The following is a 15,304-nucleotide window of genomic DNA, read 5'->3' on the forward strand; positions in this document are numbered from 1 at the left end:
CGACAGCACCGGCACCAAGATCGTCCTGAACGCCCAGGCGGACGTGGAATTCCAGAACTCCGGCAGCCAGACGGCGCTCGGCTTCACCGCCTCGGCCACCACCGCCTCGACCTACGGCACCGCCGCCAGCACCGTGGTGTCCAGCGACCTGTCGATCTCGGGCGTGACGCAGCGCGCCTCGCTGGCCAACCAGTACAACAACCTGCTCAACCAGATCACGCAGCTCGCCAGCGACGCCAGCTACAACGGCGTCAACCTCATTGCCGGCAAGGGCAATGACATGAACATCAAGTTCAACGACACCGGCAGCTCGAACCTGAACGTCGCCTCGGTCGACGCGACCTCCAGCGGCCTGGGCCTGTCGTCGATCACCAACTCGAACAGCTCGACCAGCCAGAACGGCCTCGGCAACTTCCTGCTGAACGCCGACGTCAACAAGACCCTGGCGGTCCTGACCACGGCCGGCGCGGCCCTGAACTCCGCGGCGAGCACGCTGGGCTCGAACCTGTCGGTGGTTCAGAACCGCCAGGATTTCTCCAAGCAGCTGATCAACGTGCTGCAGACGGGCTCGGCCAACCTGACCAACGCCGACCTGAACCAGGAGGCGGCCAACTCCCAGGCGCTGTCGACCCGCCAGTCGATGGGCATCTCGGCCCTGTCGCTGGCCAACTCCGCCCAGCAGGGCGTCCTCCAGCTCCTGCGGTAAGCGATACGCACCGCGTCGACCGAGCGGCCGGAGTCGAACTCCGGCCGTTCGCGTTCGCGGCGTCCCGAGGCCGCATCCGGCCGGAACGCGAGAGACCGGTCCCGGCGGCACGACCGCCCGCAGCCCGCCGCTGTCCCCCGGATTCCCGTGGAGGCAGCGCGCCGGTCATCGCGGGTCAGGAACCGGCGGACCCGCCCCCTTCCGGCATCGCAGGATCCGAACGCCCGGTGGCCAACGCCGGCACTGTCGGGACCAGAGGTCACACCCCCTTCTCGCATCCGCGTGCCGGTTGCGGTTGGACGCGGCGGCGGCTCCGGATAAGACCGGGCCATGAGCATCGAAGATCTTCGGGGGGAGGTCGAGCGGCTGCGTCGGCGCGAGCGCGCGCTGGTTGAGGAGAACGCGCGCCTGCGCGCGTCACAGGCCCCGGTCACCGCCCCGACAACCACTCTGGCCGGAGTCGGCACCGCCCGCTCCGATCTTCTGTTCACCGCCGCCGACAAGACTCGGATGGCGATGATCGTCACCGATCCGAACCTGCCCGACAATCCGATCGTCTTCGCCAACCGCGCCTTCCTGGAACTCTCCGGCTACTCGGCGGGGGAGCTGATCGGGCGCAATTGCCGCTTCCTCCAGGGGCCCGCGACGGATCCGGCCGATGTCGCCCGCATCCGCGATGCCATCGCCGCGCGGCGCGACGTGGTGGTCGAGCTGCTGAACTATCGGCGCGACGGCAGCACCTTCGTCAACGAACTCTACATCAGTCCCGTCTTCGGACCGCTCGGCGAGTTGCTGTTCTTCTTCGGCAGTCAGCTCGACCTCACGCGCTTCCGGCAGCGCGAGGCGCAGGCCGTCGAGCGGACCATCGCGCCGCGGCATGCCCGGGCGGACGACGGGGTGGGCTTCTGCATCGTCGAGCTGCGCTTCGACGGGGATGGCAGGGCCGCGGATTACCGCGTGGTGGAGACCAACGCCGCCTTCGAGGATCAGTCCGGCCTCGGCGCCGCGGCGGGACGCTGGATGAGCGCGCTCGAGCCGGACCACGCCCGACGCTGGTTCGACACCCTCGGTGACGTGGCGCGATCCGGGCACAGCGCCCGGTTCAAGGGAGCCCTGTCGCGAACGGGACCCATCCTCGACGTCCGCGCGATGCGGACCGGTAGCGGGACGCAGAACCGCGTCGCGATCCTTCTCGAGGATCCGGCGGCCCGGCAGGCGGACGAGGAGCGGCGCGAGGCACGGACGCGCGACCGGAAGATCGAGCACGACCTGGTCTGGCGGACGAGCCGCGACCTTCTCGTGGTCTGCGCCCTCGACGGAACCTGCCAGGCGGTCAACCCGGCCTGGACGGAGCTACTCGGGTGGCCGGCCAGCAGCTTGGTCGGCATCCGCATCGATACCCTGATCCATCCGGACGACGGCGAGACCGCGGCCAGCGCGTTCGAGACGCTGCGGACCGGCCACACGCTGTCGGACCTCGACGTCCGGTTCCGGACCGCCGACGGCGCGTATCGCTGGATCGCCTGGAACGCCATCGCGCGCGGGGACCGGTTCCACGCGACAGGGCGCGACGTCACGGAGCGCCGCGCCCTCGAGGAGCAGCTGCGTCAGTCGCAGAAGATGGAGGCGGTCGGGCAGCTCACCGGCGGCGTGGCGCACGACTTCAACAACCTGCTGACCGTCATCAAGTCGTCGACCGATCTGTTGAAGCGACCGGGCCTCAGCGAGGATCGGCGGGGCCGCTACGTCGACGCCATCGCCGACACGGTCGACCGCGCCGCCAGATTGACCAGCCAGTTGCTGGCCTTCGCGCGCCGGCAGGCACTCCGACCGTCTATCTTCGACGTGGTGCAGTCGGTGGCCGCCATCGCCGACATGGTCGGCACGCTGACCGGCGCGCGCATCCACGTCGCGACCGACACGGATGCCGGCACGGACGCGGACGGCCGCAGGCTGCGCTGCCACGTCGATGCCGACCCCAGCCAGTTCGACACGGCCCTCGTCAACCTCGTGGTGAACGCCCGCGATGCCATGCAGGGCGAGGGCCGCCTCGTGATCAAGGTGCGGCGCGCGGACCGGATCCCGGCGCTGCGGGCGCATCCGGCCGTGCCCGGCGATTTCGTGGCCGTGTCGGTCTCGGATACCGGCTCGGGCATCGAAGCGGACCTCCTCGAACGCATCTTCGAACCGTTCTTCACGACGAAGGGCGTCGGCCACGGCACCGGCCTCGGCCTCAGCCAGGTGTTCGGCTTCGCCAAGCAGTCGGGCGGTGACGTCGCGGTCGACAGCGTCGTCGGCGTCGGGACCACCTTCACGCTGTTCCTGCCGCGGTCCCAGCAGGCGGAGGTCCAGGAGGGCGTGCCGGACGAGCCGGAGCCGCTCGCCGAGGGTCACGGCACGCCCGTCCTCGTGGTGGAGGACAACGAGGAGGTCGGCGCCTTCGCCCGGCAAGCCCTCGTGGAACTCGGCTACAGGGCTGTCTGGGTGAAGGACGCGCAGGCGGCCATCGCCACGATCGAGGCGAACGGCCAGGAGATCGAGATCGTCTTCTCCGACGTGGTGATGCCGGGCATGAACGGTGTCGATCTGGCCCGGGAGATCAGGCGCCGTCGTCCCTACCTGCCCGTCGTCCTCACCTCCGGCTACAGCCACGTGCTGGCGTCGGAGGGCACCGACGGCTTCGAGCTCCTGCACAAGCCCTACTCGGTGGCCGACCTCAGCCGGGCCCTGCGCAGGGCGCTCCGGGAACGGTCGGCGCTGACCTTCGGCTGACGAGGCCGCATCCGACCGGACCGACGCGCGTTACGTCCCCGACCGCCCGAAGATTCGGACAGGACACCGCACCATGTCGTCGGATACGCCGCGTCCCGGAGACGACCCGCTGCCTCCCATCGACGATCCGCTGCCGGAGCCCGCACCGCCCGACGGGGACCCGCCGGCCGAGCCGCCGGCGCCGCGTCCTCCCGGTCCCATCGAAGCGGGGTGAGATCGGGCGCCGGACGGCCGCCCGTCCGCAAGCGGACGAGGACTGCATCGGGGCCGGAGGAGCTTCCGGCGGAACCGAAGTGTTCACCGGTTCGCGACGGGCCCCTGGCGATGCCGCGCCGCTTCTCAATGCAGCGGGTAGCGGCTCAGAAGGTCGGCCGTCCTCTGGACGGTCTTGTCGTAGAGGCAGGCGGGCAGCGCCGCGTTCGCGCCGCTCCCGTTGGCCCACTCGCTGTCGGTCAGGTCGCCGCAATCCGCGTCCCGGAAGGCGATCCAGGCACGCTGCGCCCGCTCGAGCCGCGTCTTCCAGAGTGCCCTCGCGTCGGGGTCCGGCGTGCGGTCGTCGTGATCGATCACCGACATCGCCTTCCTGTAGGCCGCGTTGAGCTTCGCGTCGGCCTCCTGCAGGGCGCGGGTCATGCACGCCGTCGTGCCCGGCGTGGAGGTCTCGGTCAGGCAGAGTTTCGCGGACGGCTGGTCGGCTCGGGCGGTCGTCGGCACGGCGAGGCTGGCGAGCAGCCCGGCAAGGACGGGGGCCGAGGCCTGCAGCAGGCGTGGGCGCTTGTGATTCATGGCTCTAAGATCCGGTTCGCGCGTCGCATCGACCCGGCTGCGGGGTCCTGCGCGCGGCGGGTGACGGCGAGTCGGAGCGGAATGCGGCTTGGGCCGCGACCTCAGCGTGCCTCGACGACCACGGCGGTGCCGTAGGCGACGACGCCCATCATCGACTGGTCGGTGTCCGCCGTATCGAAGCGCATCATGACGACGGCGTTGGCGCCGAGTTGCGCCGCGTTCTGCGCCATGCGGTCGATCGCCTGCGACCGCGCCTGCTCGATCAGCTGGCTGTACTCGCTGATCTCGCCGCCCATGATGCTGCGCAGTCCGGCGGTGAAATTGCCCACCGCACCGCGGCTGTGCACCACGGCGCCGAAGCATGGGCCGCGGACCTCGCGCACGTGGTAGTTCGGAATGTTCTCGGTCGTGACGATGATCATGGCAGCTCGCTCAGGCGGGTGGTCGGGAAAGACGGGAGGCAGTCAGGGCGAGCACGACAGGTCGCCGCCCGGACATTTGATCTGGGCTGCCAGGTCCTGGATCCGCTGGCGCGTCAGCGTGATCTTGCACGCGCCCAGAAGCATCGGGGCGATGCTTCCGTTGTTGTCGGGCGTCAGCGTGTTGAAGCCTGTCCGCAGGTTGCACTCGGAATCGCGGAAGGCGATCCAGGCGCGCTCGGCGGCGACCAGATTGCGTCGGCCGTTCTCGTCGAGCTTGCTGCGCAGGGTCGCGTAGCGGCGGTTCAGCTCCGCATCGGCCCGGTCGAATTCCTGGGCCGTGCAGGTGTTGGCGTCCATCTGGTTCGCGGAGGCGCCGCAATCGACCTCCGCCGCGTATCCGGCGGTCGGGACGAGGATCACGGCAGTGAGAAAGGCGTTGCGCAGCATGGCGGACTCGGTGCGGGAGAGGGCGGACGACACGGCGGCCGATGCGCAGATCACGGGTCGTCGGACGCCGACTGTGCGTCGCGGGCCCGGAAGCCGTAATAGCCGCGGTCGGCGTCGTAGAGGACGTCGAAGCCGTTCAGGACATGCAGCCCCGTGTTGACGAAAGGCTGCGGGCGCACCGTGTTGAGGACGATGCGTTCGGGAGCGAGCGGCGCGGCTCGGTCGCCGACATCGATCGCGTAGCCGGCCGCGTCGCCGAACTGGAAGCCGAGGCGCGTTCCCGGGCGGAGCATGGCGTGATCGCCCGCATCGGCCCGGAGGCTGTCGGCGACCTGGGACGGCGGCAGCGTCAGGAACATGCCGGTGACACCGGTATCGAGGAGCCCCCGGCCGCAGGCAGCGGGCTCACGGCCATCGACGGTGATGCAGACGGGAACGCCGAGCCAGTCGCCCGGCACGTGCGGGTGCGGGTCGAGCTTCACGAAGCGGTAGCGGCCGCGCGTGTTGGCGCGCGTCAAGCCGACATGCACGCCGCGTCGGGTCAGCACGTAGCCGCGGTGCACCGAACCGGGTCCCGGCGGCTCCGCGTTGAGGAGCGGATTGGTGTCCGGCGTGCTCTGCGTCTGGCTGTCGTCCTCGCGGCCGAAACCGATCCCCATCATCGCCACGTGGGCCGGCGCCACCTCGGGCGTGCAGCTGCGAGCGCGCGCGGTGCAGTCGATCCGGTCGACGGCGAGGACCCGGATGGGCTGCGTGACCACGCTCGCTCCATCGCGGCCGACGATGGAAACCGGGACGCGCACCCAGCGTCCGACCATGATCCGGCCGGAACTCGAGTAGGTCAGCCGTCCGGGCTCGCTCGGCAGGCTCTCGTTGTCTGGAATCCGAGCGGCTGAGACCACGATGCCGGTCGAACCGGTATCAACGAGCACCGGACGAGGCTCGCCGCCGAACGACAGGCCGAGGCGCGGGGACTTCGTGATGGCGTCGCCGGGTCGCGGCGCGTTGAGGAAGGGCAGGAAGATGCCGCGTCGGTCATCGCCGTAGCTCGGCCCATCGTCGGCCCGCGCCGACATCGCCGGGCCGAGCAAGGCCGCGCTCACGATCCCGACGCCGAGGAGAGCCGAGACCGATCGGGTGTGATGGTCCCCAGGACGGACGGTCAGGCAAGCTGAGCGCGGAGGATGCTGAAACACCTGGCACATGTCGGCCCCGGGAGATGTCGTTTCCGAGTCGACACCGCGCGCGATCCGCATCGGCGTCGAGAACAGCTCTGCAGTCCGCGCACGGTCGCGCAGGCGTGGTGGACCGGATCCGGGCGGTCGGCGGCGAGAGCCAGTCCACCCTCAGGCGGTCGGGAGCACGATCCGGTCTGCCACGCGCGTAGCCGACGCCTCGACGAGAGATTTCATGAATACCTCTCAGATGAAGAGAAGCCATTAACAGTATTCGCCGTCCATCGAGCAGGCTCTCACCGATCAGCGGACGCTGTATTGACCCCTCTCCGATCCCGGGTCAACGAATCGTGAGAAATAGTGTTACCGGTTCAGTAAGCCGGGGTGGCTTGCGGCTGATGATGAGCATTCGACGCCGTCGCGTCGCGTGTTCTGGACAGAACGCAGTGCCCGCGTCGCTCTCGATCGGAGCGCGCTGACGGTCCTGTGGGTCAAGGCTGATCGGGGTGACCCTGCCGTCGATGGCGACGGGCACCGCCGCCGTCGGGCGCTTACCGGACGACCGACGCCATCTCGGCCGCGCCTGTCGGAAGAAATTTTTCGCGTCACACCGCGCCGGCCGCACGAAACCGCGTCTGGCCGACCCATGCCCCTGTCGAGGCGGACGATCCACCGCCCGACCAGGGAGACCCGAGATGACCAAGACCAAGATCCTCGTCCTCGCCGCCAGCCTTCTCTGCGCCGCGGGTCCCGCCCTCGCCCAGGAAGCCGCGCCGCAGCACGGGAACCAGGAGTTCCTCGGCGTCGATCTCGACAACGGCGGCGTCTACTACAACGGCCGCAACTCCGGCCGTTACTGCGTCTACCGCACGGTCGAGGTCTACAATCGCTACACCGGCTACTTCGAGGCGCGGCGCGCCCGCCGCTGCGGCCGCGGTCTCTACCTGCCGTGAGGAGCGAGACCATGCTGACCGCCCTCTCGCCGCTCCACCTCGCCGCCCTCAGCCTGATCGTCGCGTATCTCGGCTGGGGCTGAGATGCCCGCTCCCCGCACCGGCACCTGTGCCCCCGATGTCATCCGCATCGTCGCGGAGCCCGCCTCGACCGGCCGCGCTCACACCGTGAGATTGTTTCCCGATCCTCCAGCGGATAACCCTGTCGCGCGTGCCGACCGGGCGCGCCCCGCTCCGAGGACGATGAAACCGGGCCGCGACCCGGACAGGAGAACGCGCTTGCCGAGAGCCAACCCGGTATCCGCGCTGCGGCGGGCCGCCCGCACCGCGCTCATCCTACTCGGGATGACCTGCCTCGCCCCGCTCGCGCCGGCCAGGGCTGCCCCGGATCCGGCAGCCTTCGCCGACAATGCCGATGCCGTGGCGGTGGTGATCGGGAACCGCAGCTACAAGCAGACCGTGCCTGTCGACTACGCGCACAACGATGCCGAGGCGATCCGCGCCTACCTGATCGAGCGCCTGGGCTACCGCCAGAGCAACGTCTTCCTCCTGAAGGACGCGACCCTCAACGAGTTCAACCAGGTCTTCGGCACCGAGCGGAATCCGCAATCCGGCCGCCTCTGGCGCAGCGTGCGCGAGGGCCGCTCGAACGTCTTCGTGTACTATTCCGGTCACGGCGTCCCGGATCTCGCCACCAAGCAGCCGTTCCTGCTGCCCGAGGACGGCAACCCGAACCAGGGCGAGAGCGGGTACGCGCTGGAGACCCTGTACCGCAACCTCGAGCTCGTGAAGCGCAAGATCGGCGCCGACCACCAGCTCGTCGTGATGGTCGATGCCTGCTTCACAGGCGAGACCGGCCGCAGAGGCGAGAGCCTGCTGGCGGTGTCCGCGCCCGGCTTCGCGCCCGCCCGGCCGAAGACGGAGGGCGGCATCGTCCGGCTGGTGGCGACATCGGGCGCGACACCGGCCAACTGGGACGAGGCGAACAAGCTCGGCCTGCTGACCAGCCGGTTCCTGATGGGCGTGTCGGGCCTCGCCGACGCGCGCGACCATCAGGGCGACGGCGACGGGCTCGTGCAGTGGACGGAGCTGAAGCGCTACCTCCGCCGCGAGGTGGAGGACGCGGCCCGCCGCGCGTCGGGCCGCGAGCAGGTACCCGAGATCGACGAGGCCCCGATCGTCCTCAAGGCCTCCCTGCCGGTGGCGGCCGTCGCGAAGGGGGTCGAGGCCATCCGGGACGAGGCGGCCTGGCGGCGGGCCGAAGCGCTCGGCACCCGGGAGGGCTTCGAGGCCTATATCGGCGCCTGCGGCGAGACCTGCCTGTACCGGCCTCAGGCCATGGACAGGCTCCTGGCCGGGCGGCGCCGGGACGCGGCGGCGATCGACCAGGAGAACTGGGCCAAGTTCGGGACCCAGCGGCAATATCAGGCCTATCTCGATTCCTGCGGCGAGGTCTGCGCCTATCGCAGCCTCGCCGAGGGCTATCTCGGCGGCAAGAACCCGAGCGCCGATCCGCGCGTCAAGCGCTGCGACGAGCTCGCCGCCGGCACGGACGATCCCGACCGTCCGAGCGGGGTCGCGGGCGTGAAGCTCGGCCGGATCGAGCCCGCCGCCGCCATCGAAGCCTGCCGCGGGGCCGCGGCCGCCTATCCGGACCTGCGCCGGCTCTCCTACCAGCTCGGCCGCGCCTACGACCGGGCCGACCGCTACAAGGAGGCCTTCGCCGCTTACGACCGCGCCGCCAAGGCCGGGAGCATCTCGGCGCTGAACAACCTCGCCGCCCTCTACGAGAACGGCCAGGGCGTGAAGCGCCAGCAGGCCGAGGCGTTCCGCCTCTACCGGCAGGCGGGCGAAGGCGGGAACGTCGTGGCGCTGGCCAATGCCGCCCGGATGCTGGAGTACGGCAACGGCATCCCGAAGGACGAGGCGCAGGCGGTCGCCCTGTATCGCCGCGCCGTGGCCGGGGGCGACGTCGCGTCGATCAGCAAGCTGGTGCCGCACTACGCGACGGGCGCCTACGGCTTCCCGAAGGACCTGCGGCAGGGCTTCGATCTCTTCCGGCAGGCGGCGGACCGGGGCGACCCGGTGGCCATGGCCACGATGGCGACGCTGATCGACAACGGCTTCGGGCGGTATTTCCCCGGCGTGCGCTCGGCCGACATGGTCCTGCGCGCGCTGAAGCACGGGGAACTCGGCGCCGCCTCCGTCTCGGCGACCGACACCGCCGCCCAGAAGCTCAAGCCCGAGACGATCCGCTCGGTGCAGCGCGCCATCAAGGACGCGGATTACTACACCGGTGCCCTGGACGGGCGGTTCAATCCGGTCTTCGTCCGCGCCCTCGATCAGTACGCCCGGGCGAACGAGACCGAATGAGGCGCCTCCTCCTCGCCGCGCTGCTGCTCGCCCCGGCGGCGGCGCGCGCCGACCCCGCGACGCAGGCGCTGGCACCGTTTCTCGACGCGGTGGCGGCCTGCGCCGGCCGGCCGGACCTGACGCTCGCGGTCGTCGGCGTCGAGCCCGGCCAGACGGCCCTGTCGCGCGAGCAATCCGAGGAGGTGCGCCTCGCCGTCGAGACGCGGCTCCAGGCGACCGGCCGGGTCAGGCTGGCGGCGGCGGCCGACGTCGTGCGGATCAAGGCCCTGCGCGAGGGCACGACGGGCCTCTCGGGCGCGGAGGCCGAGGCGCAGATCCGGTCCGCCTTCGCGGGGGACGCGGCCGTGTTCCTGGTCGAGCCCCGCCGGGCCGGCGAGACCGCCTCCCTCCGGCTCCAGGCCGTGACGCAGAGCGCCGCCTGCAAGGCGACGAGCGACCCTCTGGTCGTGCCGATCCACGTCGGCGCCGGCGTCGCCGACGTCGACGCGGTCATGGACGGTGCGGTGAAGGCGTTCGCGCAGGCCGCACCGAATGCCGGCGCCGTCGAGGTCTGCCCGTTCGTGGCGGAAGGCGGCCATTCCACCTGCGCCGGCGCCCTCACGGACCGCCTCGTCATCGCCCTCGACGCGGAGGCCCGCTCGGCCAACCGGGTGCTCCGCGGCGCGCGCCTCGACGTGCGCCGCCGGCCGCCCGGCACCGCCTGCGCCGGCACCGTCACCGCACGCGGCCGCTTCCGCACGGACCACGACCGGCAATCCTGGATGGAGGTCGAGTTCCAGCGCGACGGCGCTGTCCTGGCCCCGACGGGGCGACGCCGGATCGCGACGGAGGGGCTCGGCTGCGATCCCGTCCCGCGGCCGTTCCTGGACCACCTCGCCGCCACCGCGCGCACGGATGCCGGCCGCCTCTCGGTGGCGGCCGCCGCCACGCCGTTCGCGGCCGGTCAGCGCCTGGAGATGCGCATCGAGTCCCGCGTCGCGCAGAACCTGTACTGTTGGGTGGTCGCGGCCGACGAGACCGCCTTCGTCGCCCTGCCGGTGCGCGACAACCCGGCCTCGCAGCTGGCCCTCAAGCCGGGAGACTCGCGGCGCTATCCGCGGGGCTACGGCCTCGACGAGATCGTCGCGGGGGAGCCCTTCGAGAACCTGTTCGCCTGCTTCGGCGTGCCGGGCGGCCTGCCGCCGGAGCTCGCCGCGCGGTGGCTGGCGGCGGCGCCGGGCGCCGACGGCGAGGCGCGTCTCCTGCAGCCCCCGGACGTGCTGGACCTCCTCGACCGGATCCGGGCGACGCCCGGGGTCACGGAGGCCGCCGCGCGCGTCGTGGTGCGCTGAGCCGGAGCGCGACGGGATCAGAAGCGCGTCTGGGCCGCCCAGAGCAGACGGGTGGCGCCCGGATGGCCGCCGGAGGTCGACGGATGGCCGGTCGCGAGGTAACCATAAGGCGAATCGAACGATCACAAGGGGTTGCGTGGCAGCCCGCGACCGGGAGGCGCATGACGGGCGGATACGATGAGCGCTGCGCGGCCGACCTCGCCAACGTCGGCGACGGCCGCGATCTCTCCCGCGCCGACCGTGCCTGGCTCGCCCGCGTGGTCACGGGTGCCGTGCGCCCGAACCGCGACAAGCCCCTGTGGGACCTCACCCACGCCCTCGCCGCGCTGGCCGAGGCGGCCGGGGCCCGCGACGGGCGCGATCTCATCACCCTCGCCCTGGACCCGGGCCTCGCGCGACCGGCCGCCCTCGCGGCCCGCTTCGGCGGCGGCCCGGCCGTCGACGACCGCGGCCCCGTGCTCGGCACCGCCTGGTCCACCGGCTGGGCCGGGCTCGCCAAGCTCCTCGCGCTGGCCGAGTTCGTGCTCACCGCCGAGGATCTGGCACAGTTCGCGACCGTCGCGGGCTGGCTCGACGAACTCGCCGCCGCGCCCGACGCGGAAAGCGCGGCGATCCTGGCCAAGCGGCTGGCCCGGCATCTCGCCGCCTACCGGAACGCCCATCTGCCGCTGGCGCCGCTGGAGCGGCGCTTCCGGGCGCTCCTGACCTTCCTGGGCGGCCGCCGGTCCGTCGCGGACGACGACATCCTCGATTTCTGGCGCGCCGAGATGGCGACGGGCGAGCGGCCGGGCTTCCGCATCGTCGCGGAGCATTTCGTGACCTTCGAGGCGGCCGGCCGCCTCCTCGAAGGCCTCGACGCCCTCGCGGCCCCCGCCGCCCTCGACGCCCACGCGGGCTGGGAGGAGCGGCTGGACGCGGCCCTGGGCGATCTCGCGGCCGCCGAACCCGCCGCGGCGCTGGCGACCCTGCTGGCGGACTGGCCGGAGGGCCCGAAGATCCTCACCGGCGCCGAGCGCGAGGACCTGGCCGACTTCCTGCGCCTCGAGCCCTACCACCGGACCCGCCCGCTGACGACGCTCCGCGCCGTGAGCTTCGGCCGGGTCCAGTCGGGCATCGCCAACCGCCTGCGCCGCGGCGGCGGCGGCGCCGCCATCGCCGAGCGGGCGACCTGCCTGGAGGCCGAGAGCTACGCCGAACTCCGGACGCGCGCGGGACTGCTCGCGGCCCATCTCGGCCGGATGCTGCGCATCGCGGCGGCCCTCCGGATCGCCGATCGCGACGCGCTGCCGGAGGCGGTGCGGGCGGCGCTGGAGGCCGCCGAGGCCGACCTGCGCCGCGTCCGCCGCGCCGGCTTCGATGATCGGGCCGGTCTCTCGGCCGGGTTCGCGGCCGCCGAACCGGCGCTGCTGCGCCTCGCCGAGGCGGCGGCCGACCTGGAGCGGTCGCTCGACGGACTCGCCCGGCACCGGCCGCTGGACGCGCTGTTCCCGGCGGATCGGGACATCTTCGCGGTCGCGTTCGCGGCGGCCTATGCCGGGGAGGCCGCGGCGTGAGCGACGCGGCACGGCTCCTCGCCGAGATCCACGCGGCCCGCGCCCTCGTGCGCGATGCGGCGACGACCGCCCGGCCGGACCACGCGGGGCTCTGGGCCCACGCGACCCGTGCGCCCGACGGCCCGGTCGACCTCGCGACGGTGCGGGCGATCCGCGGCGACCCGGCCACGGCCCGGCGCTACCGGACGATGCTCGGCGCCCTGGCGCTCGCCCACGCGCCACTCGCCGCGGCCGCCTCGGACGGCACGATTCTCCGGCGCCGGGTCGGCGCCTACGCGCTGGAGATCCTCGAGGCCGCGGACGGCGCACCGCCGCTCCTCGTCCTGCGCGGCGAGTCGGGGCAGATGCCGCGGGTGATCGAGGCGTGGCTCGGCGACGAGACGGTCCGGCTCGACCTCGGTCCGGCGATCGAGGGCGCGGCGGTGCTCGCCCTCGACCCGGCCGTGCCGGACGCGGCCCTCATGGGCCGGATGCTCCGCGACCCGGCCTGCGCGGTGTTCCTGCTTTGACGAGCCGTCGGACGAGCCGGCAGGCCGGTCTCGGCCCGTCCGGGAGACCGGCCCGCGCATGACGCGTCCGGCCATCCTCGTCGTGGTGCCCACGACCCGCGGACCGCTGGTGCTGCGCGGGCTCAGGCCGCGCCCCGGCCTTCCGGCCCCGGCCGCCTTCGCGGACGGCGATTATCGCCCGCTGCCGTGGTCGGCCGATTACGCCCGGCTCTGCGGGGCCGCCGGTCCGCTCGCCCATTGGACGGGCCGGACGCCGGAGCCCCACGAGCTGCGGCTGTCGGGCTCCTTCGATGCCGGACGCTCCTGGGAGGTTCCGGTCTGCCTGGCGCACGGCCTCGCCGAGGGCGGCCACCCGCTCGCCGCGGCACCGGAAGAAGCCGACCTCATCCTCTGGGCGACCGGCGCGGTCGATCTCGACCTCGCGGTGCTGCCCGGCGACTACGCGCTCCTCGACAAGATCGAGCGCTCCGCCGCGACGATCGCCGAGGCTACGGACGCCGCGCTGGCGGTCCTCCTGCCGGACGGGCCGGAGCGCGCGCAGGCCGAGGCCGTCTTCCGCGGCATGGGCCGGAACGTGCGGATCCTGCCGTCGCACAGCGTGCCGGGAGCCCTAGCCGCATTGACCGCGCCGCGGCCTCCGGAGAGGGCCGAGACGCCGCCGGCGCGTCGATGGTGGCGTCTCGCATTGCCGGCCGGCGCCGTCGCGGCGGCCGGCCTCGCCGGTGTGCTCGCTCTCGGGGCCACGCGGCCCGATCCCGTCAGTGAGCCGCGCCCCGACGCGCCGGCCGGTCCCGCCAGCCCTCCCCCCAGCATCGAAGCCCGGATCGCGTCGCCGATCCACGTCTCCGAGCTGCGCGCCCCGGCGGGCTCCTCCTGCCGTCGCGTCGCCTTCGGAGCCGATCCGCCCGAGCGGCGCCCGGTACCGGCGGAGTCGGGCGATCACCTGGCCGCGAGCCGCCTCACGCCGGACCTGTGCGGGCTCGCCATCGGAGCGGAGCCGGGCCTGCGCGTGCAGGTCGGGCCGGAACTGCGCGACGCCGCCCTCCCGGCCGTCCGGCTGGCGGACGGCGCGCTCGGCTATTTCCTGCGCGAGGGCGCGCGGCAGAACCTCGTCTACACGGTCCAGGCCGTTCCGGAGGCCGGAACCGGCGCGGTTGCCGGCCGCCTGGTCCACACCCTGGCGCGCTGATGAGAATCCGGCGTGTTGCGAATGCTGTCGATCGACCCCGCGAGCGCTGGCCCGATCCGCGGACCGAGAGGAGGGAGAGAATGATCGCGATGCGCCGGAGAGGCCCACTCCTTCTGGGAACGGCCTGCGCGCTGATCGTGCTCGGCCGCGGCGATGCCGCGCGGGCGCAGAGCGTCGGCTTCGATCCCGCCGATTACGGCCGGGCGCAGCTGCCCCTGCGCCAGACGACCGGCGACGCGGCCGCCTATGTCGACCAGAACAAGGGCGCCTTCGAGCCCGTGAGCGAGCTCGACCCGAAGGACGGCCTCGCGGCCCTCGCCCGACCGATCGGCCGCGTCGACATCGTGCTCCAGAACGGCCGCACCGGGCAGCAGGTCGGTGCCTCCTGCACGGGGACGCTCCTGACCGGCGACTACGTGCTGACCAACCACCATTGCCTGCCGCAATCGGGCGACCTGCGCCCGGTCAAGGCATCGATCCTGATGGATTACCTGACCCTCGACGGGAAAGGCTCCCGCCGGTTCGAGATTGACCCGAAACCCGTCGAGTTCGACGCCCGCCTCGACTTCGCCCTCGCCCGCGTGGCGGGCAATCCGACCGCGACCTACGGCGCCGCGCGGCTCTCGGGCGAGCCGGTGACGGCCAACCGATCGATGCTGGTCATCCACCATCCCCTCGGACGACCGAAGGTGATGAGCCGCTTCCGCTGCTTCGCCGTGAAGGACCAGGCCGAAGGCCCGGACCTGCGCCACCGCTGCGACACGCTCGGCGGCTCGTCCGGGTCGCTCATGTTCGACGCCTCCGTGGCCGGCATCGCGCTCCACAAGGAGGGCGGCCTCGATCCGAAGGATCCGACGAGCTTCAACAGCGCGACCCGCCTCTCGGCGATCCTGGGCCGGAGCCCGACCCTGGCGCGGATCGCGGCGGCCCAGGGGCGCCCGGTCGCCGCCGCGGATCCGGGGACCAAGCCGGTCGGGCCCGGCCCGGCACCCCAACCCAGGCCGGCGACCGACGGCCCCCTCGATCCGGCCGGGATGAACGCCATCCTGCGGGGACGCTGAGCGCCGTCGCGAAGATCGCGAGGCCGG

General features: G+C 72.4%; 13 protein-coding genes. 9 read left to right on the plus strand and 4 right to left on the minus strand.

All coding sequences use genetic code 11. The features are described from left to right. Both BMY19_RS26130 and BMY19_RS26135 read left to right on the plus strand, forming a co-directional pair. A partial coding sequence (locus BMY19_RS26130; protein WP_280141646.1) for a flagellin occupies window positions 1-706 on the plus strand: 706 nt, incomplete at its 5' end. Between the two features lie 330 nt (window positions 707-1,036). Further along, window positions 1,037-3,478 carry a PAS domain S-box protein gene (locus tag BMY19_RS26135; RefSeq protein WP_100253410.1) on the plus strand — a complete coding sequence of 814 codons (2,442 nt, stop codon included), beginning with the start codon at window positions 1,037-1,039 and terminating at the stop codon, window positions 3,476-3,478. A gap of 339 nt (window positions 3,479-3,817) precedes the next feature. On the opposite strand, the gene BMY19_RS26140 is transcribed toward BMY19_RS26135, so the two are convergent. The 4 genes from BMY19_RS26140 to BMY19_RS26155 all read right to left on the minus strand — a co-directional run bounded on the left by BMY19_RS26140 (window position 3,818) and on the right by BMY19_RS26155 (window position 6,236). Then, on the minus strand, window positions 3,818-4,264 hold the full coding sequence (locus tag BMY19_RS26140) for a lysozyme inhibitor LprI family protein (protein WP_100253411.1): 447 nt from the start codon (window positions 4,262-4,264) through the stop codon (window positions 3,818-3,820). A 101-nt stretch (window positions 4,265-4,365) separates the two neighbouring features. Then, entirely contained in the window at window positions 4,366-4,686 is a 321-nt protein-coding gene (locus BMY19_RS26145; RefSeq protein ID WP_020094546.1) for a YbjQ family protein, read from the minus strand. A gap of 42 nt (window positions 4,687-4,728) precedes the next feature. Then, window positions 4,729-5,133 (minus strand): lysozyme inhibitor LprI family protein, encoded by a 405-nt coding sequence (locus BMY19_RS26150; protein ID WP_244526956.1) that lies wholly within the window; start codon window positions 5,131-5,133, stop codon window positions 4,729-4,731. A 50-nt stretch (window positions 5,134-5,183) separates the two neighbouring features. Continuing rightward, entirely contained in the window at window positions 5,184-6,236 is a 1,053-nt protein-coding gene (locus BMY19_RS26155) for a hypothetical protein (RefSeq protein WP_100253412.1), read from the minus strand. 767 nt (window positions 6,237-7,003) lie between these two features. Between BMY19_RS26155 and BMY19_RS26160 the strand changes: the two genes are divergently transcribed. From BMY19_RS26160 to BMY19_RS26190, 7 genes are all read left to right on the plus strand, one after another. Beyond that, window positions 7,004-7,261, plus strand: coding sequence for a hypothetical protein (locus BMY19_RS26160; protein ID WP_020094549.1), 258 nt, complete (start codon window positions 7,004-7,006; stop codon window positions 7,259-7,261). Between the two features lie 279 nt (window positions 7,262-7,540). Next, a complete protein-coding gene (locus BMY19_RS26165; RefSeq protein ID WP_100253413.1) occupies window positions 7,541-9,634 on the plus strand; it encodes a caspase family protein in 2,094 nt (697 codons plus the stop codon). After that, complete coding sequence (locus tag BMY19_RS26170) at window positions 9,631-10,965, plus strand: hypothetical protein (RefSeq protein ID WP_100253414.1); 1,335 nt, start codon at window positions 9,631-9,633, stop codon at window positions 10,963-10,965. The genes BMY19_RS26165 and BMY19_RS26170 overlap by 4 nt, the downstream gene beginning before the upstream one ends. Before the next feature lie 161 nt (window positions 10,966-11,126). Further along, a complete protein-coding gene (locus tag BMY19_RS26175; protein ID WP_100253415.1) occupies window positions 11,127-12,518 on the plus strand; it encodes a hypothetical protein in 1,392 nt (463 codons plus the stop codon). After that, window positions 12,515-13,027, plus strand: a complete 513-nt coding sequence (locus tag BMY19_RS26180) for a hypothetical protein (RefSeq protein ID WP_100253416.1) — start codon at window positions 12,515-12,517, stop codon at window positions 13,025-13,027. Before BMY19_RS26175 ends, BMY19_RS26180 begins: the two co-directional genes overlap by 4 nt. 58 nt (window positions 13,028-13,085) lie before the next feature. Further along, window positions 13,086-14,216 (plus strand): hypothetical protein, encoded by a 1,131-nt coding sequence (locus tag BMY19_RS26185; protein WP_100253417.1) that lies wholly within the window; start codon window positions 13,086-13,088, stop codon window positions 14,214-14,216. An 80-nt stretch (window positions 14,217-14,296) separates the two neighbouring features. Then, window positions 14,297-15,277: a trypsin-like serine peptidase gene (locus BMY19_RS26190; RefSeq protein ID WP_100253418.1), complete on the plus strand. Its 981-nt coding sequence runs from the start codon at window positions 14,297-14,299 to the stop codon at window positions 15,275-15,277. Window positions 15,278-15,304 lie beyond the last annotated feature (27 nt).

Origin of the sequence: Methylobacterium sp. UNC300MFChir4.1, from assembly GCF_900110155.1 — a bacterium.
Lineage (GTDB): Bacteria > Pseudomonadota > Alphaproteobacteria > Rhizobiales > Beijerinckiaceae > Methylobacterium.